Genomic DNA, 19,407 nt, shown 5'->3' with positions numbered 1-19,407 from the left:
ATTAAAACGACACATGATTATGTAAATTAATCATGTGTCATTTTAATTATTATAAAATATTTATATTACATTTTTTCAACAACATCTATACCTAATAATCCTAATCCATTTTTAATAACTTCACAAGTAGCTTCTACCATTCTTAATCTTGCCATTTTAGTTTCATCATCTTTAGCGTTTGCAATGCTGTGTGAATTATAAAATTTATTAAATGCTTTTGCAACTTCTATTATATATCTAGTAACTATAGATGGTTCCAATTTATCAATAGAATTACTTATAGCATCATTAAATCCACCAAGATTCTTAATAAGTTCAAATTCCTCTTTTGTATTTAACTTGCTGTAGTCAACTTCTTCACTTGCAGTTCCTAATTTTCTCAATATACTCTTACCTCTTGCATAAGTATATTGTACATATGGACCTGTTTCGCCATCAAAGTTAAGCATTTCTTTCCAATCAAATACTATATCTCTTTCTCTATTATTTTTCAAATAAGTAAACATTACTGCACCAATACCTATTTTCTTAGCTACTTCTTCTTTATTTTCAAGCTCTGGATTCTTTTCATTTATTGTTTCTAAAGTCTTAGATACTGCTTCATTTAATAATTCATCTAAGAATATAACTTCCCCTTTTCTTGTTGATAATTTTCTATCTGCAAATTTTACAAGTCCAAAACCTACGTGCTTACAGTTATCTGCCCACTCATTTCCCATAAGTTTTAATGTTGTAAATACTTGCTTAAAGTGAAGTGCTTGTGGTGTTCCAACTACATATATATTTTTGTAAAAATCATAAGTTTTCTTTCTATAAATAGCAGCTGTTAAATCTCTTGTTGCATATATAGTTGCACCATCTGATTTTTTAACTATACATGGAGGCATATTATAATCATCAAGCATTACAACTTTAGCCCCATTACTCTCTACAAGCAGTCCTTTTTTATCTATTTCTTCTATTACAGCATCCATCTTATCATTATAGAAACTTTCTCCTGCATAAGAATCAAATTCAACACCTAATATATCATAAATTTGCTTGAACTCTTTTAAGCTTAAATCCCTAAATCTTTTCCATAAAGCTGTTTCTTCTTTACAACCATCTTCTAATTTTTTAAAGTACATTCTTCCTTCATCGTTAAGTGCTGGATCTTTTTCTGCTTCATCATGGAATTTAACATAAATTCTTAATAATTCTTTAATTGGTTCTTCTTGTAATGCCTCTTCATTACCCCATCTTTTATAAGCTGAAATTAATTTACCAAATTGAGTTCCCCAGTCTCCAAGATGATTAATTCTTTCTACATCATAACCTTGAGAAGATAATATTTTATATAAAGAATTTCCTATAACTGTAGTAAATAAATGACCTACATGAAATGGTTTTGCAATGTTAGGTGAAGAATATTCTACAACAACTTTTTTACCTTCTCCTATATTTGCTGTTCCATAATTTTCTCTTTCACTTAATATTTTTTCTATTGTTTCTTTTCCAACTGCTGACTTATCTAAAAAGAAATTTAAATATGGTCCTAAATTTTCAATTTTTTCAAACCCGTCTTTATTAATTTTTCCTTTAAGTTCTTCTGATATCATATTTGGAGCTTTTCTAAAAACTTTTGCAAGTTTAAAGCAAGGAAATGCATAATCTCCCATATCTGATTTTGGTGGTATTTCTATAAGCTCTAATATTTCTTCCAACTGTAAATCAACATGTTCTTTTATTTTTTCTGCAATCAACTCTTTATAATCCATAATTTTACCTCCACACTTTATTTATATTAATCATTCATTTCTCCAATAATAACACTGCAAAATTAAATAACTCGACCTTCGCAGATGAAAAATAGCCGCTACGGGAAATGATATCTTGCTTAGAAACTATTCACTTCAGTAACAAGTTCTAAGCTTTACTCATATTGAAAAAAGATTTTTTAATTAATATTCCGTAGGAATCAGTAATTAAAAAATAACTTTTTTCAAATTCGTAAAGCTAAGAACTTGTAAACTTTGTTCAAATGTTTCTTACGCAATATATCATTTTCCTTCGCTAAGCAGTATTTTTTTACTGCGAAAATTAAATTAAGTAATTAAAAACCCGTCTCTACATAACATATGTAGAGACGGGTATATTTCCGCGGTACCACTCTAATTGACTAATACTAGTCCTCTTAAATATTTAACGCATATAGCGACTTACCCTACTAAGATATATTCTTTTCAAGCAGTTTCTCCAAGGTTCTCTTCCTCCTTTATTTCCTACAAGGCTTCCACCTTCCCTTGCTCGCTTAAGAAAAATTAAAAGAGTACTCTCCTTTTCATAGAATTTATTATATTATGTTTTACAATACATTATATTATTACTAATTGATTTTTGTCAAGATAATGTTAAAGTATTCTTACACCAATATTATACATATTCCTATAAATATATATTGTTATATCAATTTTTCGATTTTATTCGCGATTTTAATATATTTTTCCTAGATAATTTCTGAAAATAGTATATAATAAATATAAAAGCAACTTTAGTCCTAAAGGGTTATTGTTTTTAGGAGGATAGTATGAGTAATTATATTATTAAAAAAGTATTAAACAATAATGTTGTTGTGGCAAAAAAAAATACTGAAGAAGTAATACTAATTGGTAAGGCAATAGGATTTGATTTAAAAAAAGGATACGAAGTTCCTAAAAACAGAATAGAAAATATGTTTATTAAGGCATCATCTGAATCAGAAGAAAATTATGAGAAAATTCTTAAAATTATCGATCGTAAAATTGTAGGTATTTCTGAGGAAATTATATCCTTATGTGAAAAGGAACTAAATGTTAAATTAAATGATGCTCTCCATGTTTCCTTACCAGACCATATTAACTTTGCCATAAGACGTATAAGAAAAGGTATTCAAATGAGGAACCCATTTTTACATGAACTTATAGCATTATATCCAAAAGAATATGACTTAGCATCAAAAGCTGTATCAATGATTAATGAACGTTTTAATGTTTATTTGCCCAATGATGAAATTGGTTTCATATGTCTTCATATTAACGCAGCTATTAATTCTGACAATGTAAGTAATCCTTTAACCTATACGAAAAAAATTGGTGAAATTATGGCTTTAATTGGTGAATTACTAAAAAAGAAGCTTGATAAAAATGGCTTAGAGTATGCTAGAACAATAACACATATAAAATTTACATTAGAAAGAATAACACAAAAGAAGACAATAAAAAATTACTTACTTGACAGTATAAAACAGCAATTATGCAACGAATACACAGCTGCTATTAAAGTATCCATAAAAATTGAAAGTCTATTTTCAGTTCATGTTCCTGAAGATGAGATAGGTTATATAGCTCTTCATCTTAAACGACTTTCTGAAATTTAACTTTTATTAATTATAATATGCTTTCATTAGTTTCATACTCAACTTTCAAAGATGAAATACAATCGCTGCAGAAAATGAATTTCATAATAATAATATATAAAAATAGGTTATCACTTTAGATAACCTATTTTTTACTATTATAATGCTATTTCATTTTTTATTATATCTTCATAAGTTTGTCTTTTGCATATAATTTTACTTTCTCCATCTTTTACCAAAGCTACTGCTGCCTTTGGAATTTTATTATAATTATTACTCATCGAATAACAATATGCTCCTGTAGATGACACCGCTAAAATATCATCACTTTTAGCCTCACTTATATTTGTATCTTCAATTAAAATATCACCTGATTCACAACATTTTCCACATATTGTTACCTCTTTATTATTTATATTTTTAAAATTATTAGCAATACAGCATTCATATTGTGATTTATATAGAGCTGGTCTTATATTGTCAGTCATTCCACCATCTACTGCTACATATTTTCTTACATTAGGTATCTCTTTTATAGCACCAATCTTATATAATGTAGTACCTGCATTTCCAATTATTGACCTACCAGGTTCTATAGTTAATTTGGGTTCTTCCATATTCAATTCTTTACATTTTACTTCTATTTTATTTAAAATAACTTCACAATATTCTTCTATCTCTTTTGGTTTGTCTCCTTTTGAATAATATATACCAAAGCCTCCACCTAAATCTAATTCTTTAATTTCATAATTCAACTCATCTTTAACTCTTTTTATAAGATCCATCATTATTTCTGCACAATCTTCATAAGGTTCAATATCAAAAATTTGAGATCCTATATGACAATGAAATCCTATTAAATTAATATTTTCAAAACTTATTACTTTTTTTATCATCTCTAATATACTATTTTCAACCATTGTAAATCCAAATTTTGAATCAATCTGTCCAGTTTTTATGTAATCATGTGTATGTGCTTCAATCCCTGGAGTAATTCTCATTAAAATTTTCTGCTTTTTACTCTTTTGCTTACCAATTTCATTAATTTTTTCTATTTCATATAAACTATCTACTACAAATGTGCCAACACCCAAATTTAATCCCATTTTAATTTCTTCAACAGTTTTGTTATTTCCATGAAATATAACACGTTCCATAGGAAAATTACTTTTATAAGCTGTATATAGTTCTCCACCTGATACGACATCTAAATTAAGACCCTCTTCGTTTATTATTTGGCACATAGCTTTAGGTAAAAACGCTTTTCCTGCATAAGCTACTTTATTTTTACCTTTCAAACCTTTAAAACTATTTATATATCTTCTACAATTTTGTCTAACTAGTTTTTCATCTATAACATAAAGTGGTGTACCATATTCATTTGCTAAATCTACAGCATTTTGTCCACCTATATGTAATGTATTATCAATTACATTCATTGTTCCAAATAATTTCATTGTTAATTCCCCCAAGTTATAAATTAAATTGTTCTGCTACAATTTCAATTGCTTTCGCTTTATCACTCTGTTTTATAGCACAAGTAATTCTAATTTCTGATGTAGTTATCATTTTTACTTCTATTTTATTATCACTAAACAATTTAAATATTTTAGCTGCTACACCTGATGTAGTTTTCATACCTATACCAACTACAGAAAACTTTGTTATATTCTCATCAATTGCTATATTTTTATTACCTGAATATTTATTAATTATATTCATACAATCTTTTAACTCTTCTTTAGGAAGTGTAAATGATACATTAACTTTACCATTCATAGGTGCAGTTTGACTTATCATATCAATATTTATTCTTTTATTTGCTATTTCACTAAATAAAGTTGATATTATATTTATATCAAAATCAATATCCTTTAATGTTACAGCTACATCATCGTCACTAGTTGCTAATCCAGTAATTATTTTACTTTCCATTCCCATATCGTTTGCCTCCTTAATATAAGTACCTTTTTTATCTCCACTATTTAATGCAACATACACTGGAATTTTATATTTTTCAGCCAATTCTATTGACCTTGAATGCATTACTCCTGCACCTACACTTGAAAGTTCAAGCATTTCTTCATAATCTATAACATCTAACTTTTTAGCATTTTTATACTTTCTAGGATCTACACTATATATCCCTTCTACATCAGTATATATTTCACAGACAGCATTTAATTGTACTGCAAGTGCAACAGCTGATGTATCAGACCCTCCTCGTCCTAAAGTAGTTATATCTCCATTCTCACTTATACCTTGAAATCCAGCTACTATTACTATATTTCCTTCACTAAGGCTTTTTTGTATTTTTGAACACTCTATGCTATCTATTAATGATTTTCCATAAACTCCATTAGTTTTTATTCCTACTTGATAAGCCGTATAACTTATACACTTTTCTCCAATTTCTTTTATGGCCATTGATATTAATGAAGCTGACACCATCTCACCTGTAGATAGTAGTGCATCTAATTCTCTCTTATCTGGAGTATTAGAAATATCTTTTGCAAGTTTAACTAAATTATCTGTAGTATCCCCCATAGCAGATACAACCGCTACAACACTATTTCCTTCATTTTTCTTTTTTACTAATAATCTTGCTACATTTTTAATTTTTTCTATGGTAGCCACAGAACTTCCACCATATTTTTGTACAATAACTGCCACATTTGTTACCCCCTTTTTTGTTTAAAAAAATTGCGGCAAGGAAACCTTGCCGCAATTTATATATCAAAATAATAAAATAAATGCATAAGATACTTCCTTGTAGCTCTCCACACATTAGCGTGCGACAGTTTTACATATATTCTATATAAAACCAGAAAATAAACCTGCCAATTTACTTTCTTCGGCTGTTGCTCCTTTCCTTATCTTCACTGTTTGCCAACTCAAATAAGTACTATTAACTTCAGCACCTCTACCCTAGGTAAAATTTCAATATTAAATTTTTATTAGTTTAACATAAAAAGCAAATCAATGCAAGTATTTTTAACTCAATTTTTAATATGGATTTACATGTACCATACAATGAATTATATTTTCTTGTAAATTTTCTATATTAAAGTGTACTTTTTCTGCTATATCATGAGCTTCACTGAAAGATACATTTTTATTAACAGAAATCTCAACATCTACATATAACTTATTTGCATGTAATCTTGTTTTTAACTCATCTATTCTTACTACACCTTTAGTTCTCTTTATTTCATTTTTTATTATTTCAACGGTATTATCATCTGCTGCATGATCTACTAATTGATTAATAGCATTTTTATATATACTTACTGCAACTTTTAGTATTAATACACATATTAATATAGAAGCCAATGGATCAAATATAGGATAACCATGTCTAGCTCCTAAAATCCCTATAAAAGTTCCTATAGATGAAAATGAATCAGATCTATGATGCCATGCATCAGCCTTTAAAGCTGAACTTTGTATTTTTTTAGCAGCTTTAACAGTATATCTATACATCCATTCCTTTATAATTATAGAAGTTACAGCAGCATATAAAGCTAATCTACCTGGTATATAAAAATTTTTAACAGCAATTAATTTTATTCCTTTATATCCTATTCCCACTGCTGTTAACATAAGTATTGCTGCTAATATTTTGGTAAATATAGGTTCTAATTTTTCATGACCATATGGATGTTCTTTATCTGCTGGTTTGCTTGATACCTTCAGCCCTATAATTACAGCTGCAGTACTTAACACATCTGATAAGGAATGAATGCCATCTGATACCATTGCAGTACTTTTACTTATTATACCGGCTGTAACTTTTATTATAGATAATATAATATTAAGAATTATAGACATTTTAGATACTTTCTTAGCAATCATATACCTTTCATTTGAGTTCACCTTTACAACTCATTTTTAATTGATAACAAACTCATACTCATTATTATATAGTATATGATTACAATTTCCATTTTGTAACTACTTTCAAGCATCAATATTAAATATCAATTGATAATGAAATTTGATATTACTAAGTCTATAATCTACTTATAAATTCTGCTAAACATGTTATTGGTTTACCACAAGCATAGTTTTCACACATATATACACTTACATTATTTTTTCCTCTAGGACATTCCCTTATATAAGGAATTAAATCTTGTATTTCTCTTTCTTCATTTAATACAACAGTTGTAAATGGTAAAAATCTATCATTAACTTCTTTAATCATTCGTTTTACAATTTCATTATCTTTATTTCCACAAATAACAATTTCTTTACCACCTACTTTGTTATATAATATTACCATATTAAAAAATGTATACAAACTTGGATTATTGTTTATTCTTCCACCAAAAGTATCAAACATTTTACTTACTTTATTCTCTAATTCAATGTTACCCGTTATTTTATATAATCTAAACATATCCAAAACAGCTGCAGAATTTCCTGATGGGATAGCTCCATCATAAATTTCCTTTGGTCTAACTATGAGCTTTTCACCATCATTTCCATATAAAAAGAACCCTCCATTACTTTCATCCCAAAATAAATTAATCATATCCTCATTTAAATTCACTGCTAATTTTAAGTACTTACTTTCAAAAGTGGCTTCATACAACTCTATTAATCCCCAAATGAAAAATGAATAATCATCTAAGTAACCTAAATGTGCAGCTTCACCCTCTCTATATCTTGCCATTAATCTCCTATTATCATTCATTAAATTGTTTAAAATAAATTCTACTCCATTTTTAGCGCATTCAATGTATTTATCACAATTAAAAACTCTACCAGCATAAGATAATGCTGCAATCATAAGTCCATTCCATGAAGTCAATATTTTATCATCTTTGTAAGGATGTATCCTTTTTTCTCTATAATCAAAAAGTTTTTCTCTTATATTGTTTAGTTTATCTTTTAATTTTTTATTATTTTCTATTTCATCTAAATTACTATTTATTAAATTAGGTATATTCAACCCTTCAAAGTTTCCTTTAGAAGTAATATCATAATACTTACAATAAATTTCTTTTTCTTCCTCCTCTAATAAATCCTCAATTTCTTTTTTATCCCAAACATAAAATTTTCCTTCAACTCCCTCTGAATCTGCATCTTCAGCGCAATAAAAGCCTCCTTCTTTTGATGTCATATCTCTAATTACATACTCAAAAATCTTTTGTGCAACCTCTTTATAAAATTCATTTTTAGTTACCACATAAGTCTCTGTGTACACAAATGCCAAAAGTGCATTATCGTAAAGCATTTTTTCAAAGTGAGGAACAAGCCATGTTTCATCTGTAGAGTATCTACAAAATCCATATCCTACATGATCAAATAGGCCTCCTTTATACATACTTTTAAGTGTTTTTTCCACCATATATAAAGCTTTATCATCACCGCTATTTGTATAATATTTTAGTAAAAAACTTAGATTATGAGGTATTGGAAATTTAGGAATTAATCCAAAGCCTCCATATTCAAGCTCAAAATTATCTTCTAGTTCTAAATATGCTTTTTCCATTATTTTATTATCTAATTTTCTATTTATATCTACTATTGATTCTCTCATATTCTCTAAAGCATGATTGCTTTTTTTAACTATGCTTTCCCTATCATTTTTCCACATAGTACTTATTGAATTTAATATAGTTTTTAAACCTGCACTTCCATATCTATCTTCTTTTGGGAAATATGTTCCCACATAAAATGGTTTCTTATCAGGTGTCATAAATACAGTTAGAGGCCATCCTCTACTACCAGAAAACATCTGACAAAAGGTCATATATATACTATCAATATCAGGTCTTTCTTCTCTATCAACTTTTATAGGAACATAATTTTCATTTAATAGTTTTCCTACCTCTTCATCTTCAAAAGATTCTCTTTCCATTACATGACACCATACACACAAAAAGGTAATAGTTGGTTTATTATCCATGTATTTTTCTGTATAGTACAGCATATAATTTGCTCATTATAGATATATACTGTATAATTTAGAAAAGTCATTATTAACATTTTAAAATTCTATTTTATTATGGCTTTTTTACATATTGTTTGGAGGTATTTTGATGATAATAGATATTACACAAGTTACTAAATTAGATAGAGTTTATAGACCAGGTTCACCCCCTTTAAAAGTAGAAAAAATAAAGTGTTTTGAAGGAACTAAAAAGGAATATACTACAACCTTGTTTTCTTGTGCCGTTCATAATATGGGAACTCACATAGATGTTATGAGTTCAAATGTATTATTGGAAAATGAAAGATTAATAGCATCAGGAATAAAATTTGATGTTTCGCATATAACTGATAGACCAGTTGAATTGGATGATTTAGATGTTTCACAGATTAAAGAAGGTCATTTTATATTTTTTCAAACAAATTGGGATAAATATTTAGATGATGAAGAAAAGTATAATATGCACCCTGAAATTTCTATGGAAGTTATTAAATATTTAGTAGATAAGAAGGTTAATATGATAGGAATAGATACTTTAGGACTTGGTCGTAGTAGAAATCATGGACTTATAGATGTTTTCCTTGGAAAATGTGGTATCTATGCAATTGAAAACTTAACTAATCTTGATAAAATACCCGAAAAAGATTTCAAAGTATATTGCTTGCCTATGAAAATAGAAGGACTAGACGCATTTCCTGCTAGAATATTAGTTGAATTTTAATTAAATCAAGTATTTAAGGGCAACTTCACTTTTTTTATATTGGACTTGCTCTTTTCTTATTGATTTTATTTTCTTTCATTTAACTTCTTTCCTAACTTATTACCTTCCCAAACTGTCATCAATGGCAACTGGATTAATTACACACTCTTTAATACTACTGACCGCCCCGAAGGGGGTCAGGAATAGCCAATGCTTACAAAGACAGGCTTATCTTCTTTTTTAGCCTTTTGGAACGCCTCGGGACACCATGAAAACCAATTTATAGGGTTATATGCATGCTGTAACAAGTAAGGCGACTTTTCATTTATTAATCTATTTGCCTTTCTATTTTTACTTTCAGGTATAGTCATTATTTAACCTCCCAAAATTTTTATTCTAGTTTATTATGTCTTAGTTTTACCACTTTATTCAGAACAATGAAATATTAAAGTAAATACGTGGACTAATCTAACGGGTTATAGAAAATTTATCTCAATTTTAAGTGGCTCATCTCCAATACGAGTTAACCTAATATCTTTTATAATAGACTTTAATAAACGATTAATCTCTTTATCTGATAAATTATTATTATAGCTTTCAATAATTCCATCAAGTACAGCTATTTTATCCTCAATTTGCACACTTTCAGCAAGTTTAAGACGTTTTTCAAGTTGTTCGATACGTTCCTCTGAGACTTCAATACGTCCCATCCATTTGTTACGACGACTTATATACTCATCTTTGGTGTATATTCCCTCATCAAAACTATCTGTAACACGTTCTAAAGTATCTGTATATCGTTCAATATCTTTATTTAAAGTTTCTATTTCCTTAATTATTGCCTCAAGCTCTTTATCCTTACCCTCAGCATTTTTTAGATACTCTATCAATTCATTTCTATAATTCTTTATATCATCAAATACTAAGTTTAAAACCGTAATAACAGAAATACCTCTATTTTTACATAACTCATTAGTTACCAAATCTCTATGCTGACATTTTTTAATAGTATCACTCCATTTATTTTTTCTCGCTTTCTGAACAACCATACTTGATCCACATACCCCACAACGTATTAGCCCACTTAACGGTGTTAAACTGGCTACTGTCTTTTTTCCTACAAGTTTCCTATCCTTTAAAATCTGATTAACTACCTCCCATAACTCAACCGTTACTATACGTGGAAATGCATTTTCTACAACAATCCATTCCTTCGAGTCTTTACGTTCAATAGGTGTAGTTTTTCGATTTTTATGACCTGAACCTTTTGTTTTTCCATAAACATAAGTACCTTTATACGTATGACTTGTTGCCATACGATAAATGGCAGTATGACTCCATAATTTTCCCTTACTTGTTCGTTCTCCACGACAATTTAATGAATGAGCAATATTATATAAAGCCTCCCCTTTTTTAATTTCTTCAAATACATAACGCACGATTCTTGCTTTATCCTCATCAATAATCAACGTTTTATCAGCTCTATTATAAATATATCCGTATGGCGGAGTGCCGTTCACCCATTTTCCTGCTTTAGCCCCTGCTATTTTACCCGCCTTTAGACGTTTTTTTATCTGCTTAAATTCAAGTTTTGCAACAAAACCCATTAAATCAGCATTTAAATCATCTGCCTCATTTGTAAAGTCATATGTCTTATATGGTGTAATAACTTTAATATTATTATTTAAAAAGAGTTCCTTTATCAATTCTAAATCCTTACCATTACGACTCAGCCTATCATAATCGTGTATAACTATACCTTCATAAGCATTTTCCCTATTTTTAATCTCATCATATATCTCAGAAAATACAGGTCTAAATTCTATAGAATCCGAACTTCCAACCTCTGAACATATCTCGTAAGAATAACCTTTTGACTCACACAGCTCAATTAACGTTCTTTTATGATTTTCAAGGTCTTTTTCCTCATCTCCTCTTGATTTACGTAAATAGATAAGTACGTGTATCTTTTCCATCTTTAGTTCCTCCTCTTCGCTTATTATACTCAAAATTATACCACCATATACCACGCGGTATCTAACGGTATTTTATGGTAAGTTACGTGAATAGAATTACTCGTAACCTTAATCTATGTATTTAGTAAATAAAAAGAGTTTTGTTACAGGGATATATAAAAATTTTTATAGTATGTTGATTCTATAAAGGCGTAATTGTTAAAATATATATATATAGGAATGTTTAAATAAAACTATTCTGTTACTTTTTGAAAACAAGAAAGGGATTTGTAATGAATAACGATAATAAATTAGTTATAGAATATAACGACTTTAGAGTAATTGAAGAAACCGATAAATATATATTAGGTCATCTTTGGGAGCAAGCTTATTTATATGATAAAGAGTCAAAGAACGAGATTCTATTATGTGAATTTTATGGAGAATGTAATTGTGGCGTTATAGATAAAAATAATGAGTGGTGTGTTGTTGCTGGTGATATACTTGCTATATGGAAAAACGGAAAAATTGTAATTATTGATAAAGAGGAATTAAAATGGGTTCATGATATAAGAATAAAAACTTCAAAAATTATTGAATGTCTTATTGACCCATGGGCTACCAATTCTGCAATTTGGCAACTTAACATTGATAATATGGAACTAATGAAAATTTCAGATTTTGATAGTTATAAGAATAAACCTTATAGCGATAACGTTGAATGGTAATCTTATATACACTTTAAATTAATAGAGAAGATTTATATGAACTATGGAGGTATGTATTTTGAACAAACTATTTGAAATTAAATATTCTATTTTTGAAAATCATAAAGAAGAATTTAAAAACATGACACTTGAGGAATTTGAAAAAGACTATAACGACATTTACGGAATGTTTACATTAATTTTCGATGGCAATAAGTTTATTGCGTATCTTGATAACGAGGAAGAGTTTTCTCTTGAAACACGCAGCGTATTTTCTGAACTAATTCCATCTTATTTTGACGCCTTAATATATATTATAAAAAACTTAGATAACTTCCCTTGTCTATTTTTAAAGTATATAGAAAATTCTACTACATGGCTAAGATTAGATATTAAAGAAACTGAAATTATTGCAAGCGAAATTGAAATAGAATGGAACAATGAAATGAACACAGGCTTTAGTAATTCCGTATCAAAGCGTGTTGAATTATTTGAAAAAATAAATGAAAAAAGCTGGGGAGATATTTCTATAAGTAAAAACCTTTTTAAGGAGGAGGTTATAAAAAAATTATATAGTTTTATTCAGGAAATTAATGACGTAAATCCTTCCCTATTAAGGAGTAGAGTATTTTCCAAACATATAGAATTTTTACAAGATAACGGTATAGAAATTATATCTGCTTAACGTTATTAAGTAATACAAGAACTTTCTTTATATTTTTAAGAATTAACGTAAGCAAGATAATGAAAGGAGATTTTTAAATGGCAATGATACATGAATTTATTCTTGTCCCAAAATACAATGAATGGGATTGGTCTTATGACAATGTAGTCCGTGATTCCTGTGGAGAAATTGATATGCTTAAATCAGGTATTAAAGATTTTGTGGAAATACATGATGATATTATTATTTATATTAATGATACTTTAAATTGGATTCCAAGTAAAAATCCAGCTTTTGAAGATATGCCAAAGGGATTTGGTTTAAACCATTATGGCATTACTCTATTTGATAAAGAGTCTGCTCCAATTATAAAAAATATTTTTAGTGGTTGGATTAAAATATTTTCTCAAGCTCCTTCAAAATTCAAATTAACTGGGGAATACGAATTAGGTAGTGAAACATATGAAAAAATACAATTAGAAAGAAATAAAGTTATTGATTCTTTTGAAAAAATGTTCTTATTGGCTAATAAATTGGAGAATGAAAACTATTATTTAATCCATTTAGGTATTTAAAACCATTAAATTAAGAAAGACTCGTAGTATTATTCGTAATTACGAGTCTTTTTAGTCCCCTATATCCTCTTTCACTACTGTGTTATGTAGTTCTTTTATTGCCAATCGAATAATCCCATTTAACGTAATATCAAATACACCGTAAGGATTCTGTTTCTTATAAAATTCTACTAACTCATTTAAATATTTATTAGTATCCTCATCTAAACGCAAACTCATAGTTTTAACTATTTTAACTTTTTCCGCCACTACAAACTACCTCCAATGTTACTACTATGTATCGAATTATATCATTATATACAACGTTAAGTAAAGGTAGAATTTCTTCAATATAAAATTATATAAAAGATAATTTAAATATGATTTCTAACAAACTCAACAAATACAAAGTATCGATTATTGTACAAAACTTAGTACATAAAGTATAGTGGCTAAAATCTTCATATTCATGCTAATAAGTAAATAAGATTACTGCATATGAATAGAATGGGTACACGGGTGGAGTATAGGGGAAAATTTTATTAGCACGTATACTCTAAAATATAGCGAGTATTTATATAACTAAGTTCCAAATGATCCCACTCAATAATTAATAGATATTTACCCTAATACCAACTAATCTTCTTTTTTACAAACGACAAACATATCAAACCCCATCTCCTCTGCTGTCTTTCTATTACGGGTTAATAATAACGGATTTACTTTAATTAAAACGCTCAAAAGTGACCCTAATTTTTCGTAATCCTTAACCCTCATTCTTTTCGTGTGATAACTTATTTACACTCTTGAATAAACTTAAACAATCCGTTCTCTATAGCCTCGTTAAGTTTATGAGTGAATATTAAAGGGTTAAGCATTAGTCCTTGAGGATTTATTGTAGAACCAAGACGCCCGACTTTTATTATTAACGGTAGCTCATCATATTTTTCAAATCCTCTAAATCCTATTTTTACATTTAATAGTCGTAAAATAGTCTTTACTGAGACGTTAAGTCGCTGAGCTAACTCTTCAACGGTTAAAAAGCGAATATTGGACGTTATAGTTTCCTCAGGATTTTCTACAAGAGTAAAGTCTGCAATTATTTTAGTACGTGGTAGATATTCTGATATTTTAAATAAATACCCTATGGATTTAAGCGGTAGTTTGTCTTGTAATTCCAAAATACTACGTTTAAATGATACCGTAAATAAATTCTTAGAACCCGAGCCTTTAAAAAATAGTTGTGCATTAAGACGGTAACCAATAGCAGTATGTTGTATTAAATTTGCCTCTTTAGCCTCATCAATGATTTTATTTATAGTATCTTTATTTTTAAGTTGTAGAATGTTTAAAATATCCTTCTTAAATTTAAACGGTTTAACATGCCCCCCTCCTTGAGTGCCTATTAGCATAAAACCTTCTTCATTCGTATTTTGAATTATATACTGTGATAATATTAAGAGAGCTCCTACTGTATTAAAGGAAACGTGCTCTAAGAGCTTGTACCCATCACAATAATGAACAGTATATTCCCCCATACGACTAATATTATCTCTTATAGCTTGATTTTTTCGCTTTTTACATTTTATAGCCTCAATTTGTTTTTGTGAATATTCATGAACCGTTGAGCCCTCAGCTATCACTCCCTTATATTCACGTGTTTCTATCCCAATAATAATGCATTCCTCGTTAATATTATTAAATATTTTCCTCATGTTATCGCTCCTCTTTAGCATTGTATAGATTTTAATAACTTTATCTTTTGGACAAAATGGTTACTTTTCTAGCGTTGTTTTAGACAAAATGGTTACCTTTATAAAAGTACTCTCACTCAAGTAAATTCAAGGTCTAAAGCCTATTTTAAAGTAGTTAACGCTCATTATATCATTTGTAAGTATGTTATTAACGGCATATAGTAATAGGCACATTAACTCGTTATTTTAGCTCCTCGCAGTGCTCATAAATTCGCCCCGCTCGTATCTGCTGACGCCCTACTTAAATAAATAGTCTATTTTACGGATTATAGATAAAGCCATGTACTACTACCGTAATATTTAAAAGAATATTAAACTATTAAGGACGAATAGTATGGGGCATAGCCTCGGCTCGAATTATTCACGAGCGTAGCGAGTGGGTAATGAGAGACGTTAATTGCGTATACTACTCGCTTTGTGTATTTAGTAAAAAAATTACGCATTTGTTACAGTAACTTTTAAGGCATGAAACTGCGTAATAAATGGTTATAGTATATTGGAAAAGGAAACGACAGACTATCTAAAGGACGCCGAGAGAGAGGCTATACGAGGAAATATTAAATTAACGTTTAGTAGTTTGATAGCTACGGAGTACCGTTTAGGGTACAAAATGAGCTAATACGAGAGGCGGAGGACGTAAGAAATAAAGATAGCTATGTAACGACGATATTTAATAAGGTAGGAATAGTATTTGAGTAATAACAAAAGGCTCTCTTTTTTATGTTTAGTTATATGGAATAATTTATACAAATATAGAAAAATATGATATAATTAATACAGTGTTAAAGACGTATTATATATTTGTATTACGTCGCAAGAAGATATAATACATTAAGTCATAATAGTAAATTAATGCGACCTGTCAATTAATTATGTTCTGAGCAATTAACCTTGCATAAGTGAAGCCAAAAATGCAAGGAATTTAATTTATTAATCTACTATACTGTTTTTAGAGAGGAGGGATACGTTTGAACTGGTATAAACGAATTAACGAAGCATTTGACTATATTGAAGAACACTTAGATAGCATCATTGATTTAGATAAAGTTGCTAATATAATGTGTCAATCTACAGTTAGTTTTCAGCGTACATTTTCTATATTTATGAATATGTCAATATACGAATATATACGCAGAAGGCGTATGACATTGGCTGCTATTGAATTGCAAACAAATTCTATAAAGGTCATCGATGTAGCCTTGAAATATGGTTATAAATCGCCAGAGTCATTTACTCGCGCTTTCAAAGAGATTCACGGGATATCACCATCAGCAGCACGTAAAAAAGGTGTTCAGCTTAATCTATTTCCACGTATCACTTTTCTACTCACAGTAAAAGGAGATATTGAAATGGATTACGAAATGTATAACAAGAATGAGCAAATTGTCAACCTTAAAGGACATAATTGGGCTATTGACCCATCGCCACAGCTTAAGCCTGTAGATAATTGCATTTACTTAGCAAATAAATGGAGGGAATTAGGTTATGTTGATCTTTTAGACTTAGGAACAGGACTTGGTCGCAATGCTATTTATTTTTCAAAAGAAGGGTTCAATGTAACCGCAATGGATATTTCTGATTATGCAGTTCAATACTTAAAAACATGGGCTGCAAAAGAAAATCTGCCTATAAATGCAGAGGTTGGTGATATGCTATCTCTACATTACCCCAATCAATCATTTGACTGTATCTTTGCTTACCATGTTCTTTCTCATACTGATTCAATTGGCTTGAAAAAAACAATTGCAGAAATTGAAAGGGTGCTCAAACCAAATGGTGAGGTATATTTGACATTTTGCTCAAAAGAAAGTACAGAATTTATTGAGAATAGATCTAACAAATTAGACAAAAATACTCTTATAAGCCGAGAGGAACTTGAAAAAGGTATACCACATTTTTACGCCGATTTAAATGATATCAAAGAACTTTTAGCAAATTTTAAGATAGAGCTCATAAAACATACAGAGTATTTCTACAATGGCTTTAACCCGAATAACCATCGAAGGGAAAAATTTTATTATGTTAATGCTATCCTAAAGTGAAGAAAATAAGCATAATATAGGGCAAATTTAATGCACATTCTTCTTATTTTATGTACTAAATAAAGAATTTACTTAAGTCATAATAACAGAGAATAGCGTCCTAACGCTTACATTTAGAATAATCACGCGGGAGCCGAAAGGCTCTCTTTTTCACGTGTAAATACAGAACGGCTCGAGAGCTCCTCAGTCAAATTAACGACCGCAGCGGTCGCGGATTCGGAAAAATTGGAGTGGAGCGGAGCCGATAATAGATTAAGATACATTAAATTAACCAGGGTAATTATTATGCATTTGTTACAGTAAGTTATAATATGTGAAATTCAGTAATAAAGCGTTATAACATATTTCAAAAGGAAACGGTAGAATATTAAAATGACAACTGAAAGAGGCTATAGAGAGCGTATAAAGGCAGTATTTAATATGTTAGATAGATACAACGTCATAATTGAAGGAGCGTTATTTTCCGCTATTTAACGGGGTGAACGTTTTATTTAGTTCTTATGAGGGAGACGTTTTGCTTTTTATTTTACGTGCAATTATTTAGTTGTTTTTATGTAAATATAGAAATATACGGTATAATTAATGTGGTATTAAAACGATATTAAAGACGTAGTAACATGATGGTATTAATTGTTTTACTAGGGGGGATATTTTGAAATTTAAGTTTAACAAGATAGAATATTTCTTTAGTAAATGGTGGGGAAAAATTGCGTTAATATTACTATTTTTTATTTCTCCATATTCTCAAATTCACTTTAGCCCACAATCAACTCAACAAGTTATTGGGGAAGTTCTTAAAAATCCAATAATATACGCATATCCAATAATTTATAAAACAATTAAAATTACATTTTCTATTATAGTTATTTTACTAATTATAAATAAAAGAAAGTTTTTCTCTATATTTAGTTTCTATACCTCATGTATCTTTATGATTAGTTCATTATTTCAAAATATGGCGTACACAGAAAAGTATGGCTTTGTTTTTTTAATAGGTAATTTCATATTAGTTTTTATGTTAGCAATATTATGGTGTGTTCAATGTTTTTCCAATAAAGAAAATAACTTAAAAGAAAGAGTGGGTAAAAATAAATATTGGCTTATACCATTATCTGTATTGGCTTTTTGGTTTCCAATAGATTCAACAGGCAGAGTATTTAATTTTACGTTGTTAGAACTTATTACAAATGAGTCTATGACAACTTTCTGTATGATAACGCCTGTTGTCTTAGTAATATCATTATTATTTTGTAAAAAAAATAATTTATTCACTTTAACGGTAACTTCATATATAGGAATAATTTTTGGAATAACTAATATGATAGTATGGTTTATTATAAATCCTGAAATGTGGTCAATAGGAGTTTTACATTTACCATTAATCATAATATCTTTATATACATTTATAATTTGTAACAGTAAAAAGGTTACCTAATAATATTCATAAATGTCGGTGTTAAAATTAAATAATAATTAATATATAAATATAATTAGTACAGCGAGCCGATAGGCGACAATATAGAGGAGTTTACTCCGAGTAATTATTGACGTATTAATATAAAGAAATACATTAAAATAACGTATTATTATAGAGTTCGAGAATTTGCGTTTAATGAATTAATAACGCTGTTCCTGAGCTCTTTTTTATACTCTTTAATCATGTAATTATGCTACCGTATTAACTGCTGTAGGGCGTTAAAGTATAATAAATAAAATC

The 19,407-nt window shown here is 28.8% G+C and carries 15 protein-coding genes, 1 pseudogene, 1 riboswitch and 1 other annotated feature; of the genes and pseudogenes, 7 read left to right on the top strand and 9 right to left on the bottom strand.

Annotation, left to right across the window (positions count from 1 at the left end):
* Positions 1-65: 65 nt before the first annotated feature.
* Positions 66-1,757, bottom strand: a complete 1,692-nt coding sequence (gene argS / locus ACFIJ5_RS05705; protein ID WP_379804853.1) for an arginine--tRNA ligase — start codon at positions 1,755-1,757, stop codon at positions 66-68.
* A 361-nt stretch (positions 1,758-2,118) separates the two neighbouring features.
* Positions 2,119-2,333, bottom strand: a binding site (T-box leader).
* Positions 2,334-2,566: 233 nt separating this feature from the next.
* Between argS and ACFIJ5_RS05700 the strand changes: the two genes are divergently transcribed.
* Entirely contained in the window at positions 2,567-3,394 is an 828-nt protein-coding gene (locus tag ACFIJ5_RS05700) for a PRD domain-containing protein (protein ID WP_379804851.1), read from the top strand.
* 137 nt (positions 3,395-3,531) lie between these two features.
* On the opposite strand, the gene lysA is transcribed toward ACFIJ5_RS05700, so the two are convergent.
* The 4 genes from lysA to ACFIJ5_RS05680 all read right to left on the bottom strand — a co-directional run bounded on the left by lysA (position 3,532) and on the right by ACFIJ5_RS05680 (position 9,290).
* Entirely contained in the window at positions 3,532-4,830 is a 1,299-nt protein-coding gene (lysA, locus tag ACFIJ5_RS05695; RefSeq protein ID WP_379804848.1) for a diaminopimelate decarboxylase, read from the bottom strand.
* Positions 4,831-4,846: 16 nt separating this feature from the next.
* Complete coding sequence (locus ACFIJ5_RS05690; protein WP_379804845.1) at positions 4,847-6,046, bottom strand: aspartate kinase; 1,200 nt, start codon at positions 6,044-6,046, stop codon at positions 4,847-4,849.
* A 92-nt stretch (positions 6,047-6,138) separates the two neighbouring features.
* Positions 6,139-6,307: riboswitch (Lysine riboswitch) on the bottom strand.
* A gap of 72 nt (positions 6,308-6,379) precedes the next feature.
* Positions 6,380-7,249, bottom strand: a complete 870-nt coding sequence (locus ACFIJ5_RS05685) for a cation diffusion facilitator family transporter (protein ID WP_379804843.1) — start codon at positions 7,247-7,249, stop codon at positions 6,380-6,382.
* A gap of 136 nt (positions 7,250-7,385) precedes the next feature.
* Positions 7,386-9,290 carry a thioredoxin domain-containing protein gene (locus ACFIJ5_RS05680; RefSeq protein ID WP_379804840.1) on the bottom strand — a complete coding sequence of 635 codons (1,905 nt, stop codon included), beginning with the start codon at positions 9,288-9,290 and terminating at the stop codon, positions 7,386-7,388.
* A 133-nt stretch (positions 9,291-9,423) separates the two neighbouring features.
* Here ACFIJ5_RS05680 and ACFIJ5_RS05675 point away from each other — a divergent pair, with 133 nt between their 5' ends.
* Positions 9,424-10,035 (top strand): cyclase family protein, encoded by a 612-nt coding sequence (locus ACFIJ5_RS05675; protein WP_379804838.1) that lies wholly within the window; start codon positions 9,424-9,426, stop codon positions 10,033-10,035.
* 179 nt (positions 10,036-10,214) lie between these two features.
* Here the strand turns inward: ACFIJ5_RS05675 and ACFIJ5_RS05670 are convergent.
* Positions 10,215-10,385 (bottom strand): annotated as a pseudogene (locus ACFIJ5_RS05670) (DUF255 domain-containing protein); the annotation flags it as partial.
* Positions 10,386-10,490: 105 nt separating this feature from the next.
* On the bottom strand, positions 10,491-11,990 hold the full coding sequence (locus ACFIJ5_RS05665; RefSeq protein ID WP_379804835.1) for a recombinase family protein: 1,500 nt from the start codon (positions 11,988-11,990) through the stop codon (positions 10,491-10,493).
* Between the two features lie 248 nt (positions 11,991-12,238).
* Between ACFIJ5_RS05665 and ACFIJ5_RS05660 the strand changes: the two genes are divergently transcribed.
* From ACFIJ5_RS05660 to ACFIJ5_RS05650, 3 genes are all read left to right on the top strand, one after another.
* Positions 12,239-12,697 (top strand): hypothetical protein, encoded by a 459-nt coding sequence (locus tag ACFIJ5_RS05660; RefSeq protein WP_379804832.1) that lies wholly within the window; start codon positions 12,239-12,241, stop codon positions 12,695-12,697.
* A gap of 58 nt (positions 12,698-12,755) precedes the next feature.
* Entirely contained in the window at positions 12,756-13,361 is a 606-nt protein-coding gene (locus ACFIJ5_RS05655) for a hypothetical protein (RefSeq protein ID WP_379804830.1), read from the top strand.
* 77 nt (positions 13,362-13,438) lie between these two features.
* Positions 13,439-13,915 carry a hypothetical protein gene (locus tag ACFIJ5_RS05650; protein WP_379804828.1) on the top strand — a complete coding sequence of 159 codons (477 nt, stop codon included), beginning with the start codon at positions 13,439-13,441 and terminating at the stop codon, positions 13,913-13,915.
* A gap of 51 nt (positions 13,916-13,966) precedes the next feature.
* On the opposite strand, the gene ACFIJ5_RS05645 is transcribed toward ACFIJ5_RS05650, so the two are convergent.
* Positions 13,967-14,164 (bottom strand): hypothetical protein, encoded by a 198-nt coding sequence (locus ACFIJ5_RS05645; RefSeq protein ID WP_379804825.1) that lies wholly within the window; start codon positions 14,162-14,164, stop codon positions 13,967-13,969.
* 524 nt (positions 14,165-14,688) lie between these two features.
* Positions 14,689-15,609: a hypothetical protein gene (locus tag ACFIJ5_RS05640; RefSeq protein WP_379804823.1), complete on the bottom strand. Its 921-nt coding sequence runs from the start codon at positions 15,607-15,609 to the stop codon at positions 14,689-14,691.
* Between the two features lie 1,007 nt (positions 15,610-16,616).
* Here ACFIJ5_RS05640 and ACFIJ5_RS05635 point away from each other — a divergent pair.
* Complete coding sequence (locus ACFIJ5_RS05635; RefSeq protein WP_379804821.1) at positions 16,617-17,690, top strand: methyltransferase domain-containing protein; 1,074 nt, start codon at positions 16,617-16,619, stop codon at positions 17,688-17,690.
* 652 nt (positions 17,691-18,342) lie between these two features.
* Positions 18,343-19,125 carry a hypothetical protein gene (locus ACFIJ5_RS05630; protein ID WP_379804819.1) on the top strand — a complete coding sequence of 261 codons (783 nt, stop codon included), beginning with the start codon at positions 18,343-18,345 and terminating at the stop codon, positions 19,123-19,125.
* Positions 19,126-19,407: the final 282 nt, after the last annotated feature.

It is taken from the genome of Haloimpatiens myeolchijeotgali (genome assembly GCF_042688525.2).
Taxonomy (GTDB): Bacteria; Bacillota; Clostridia; order Clostridiales; family Clostridiaceae; genus Haloimpatiens.
Note: the sequence above shows the minus strand (reverse complement) of the source record. Positions and strands in the feature narration are given on the sequence as shown.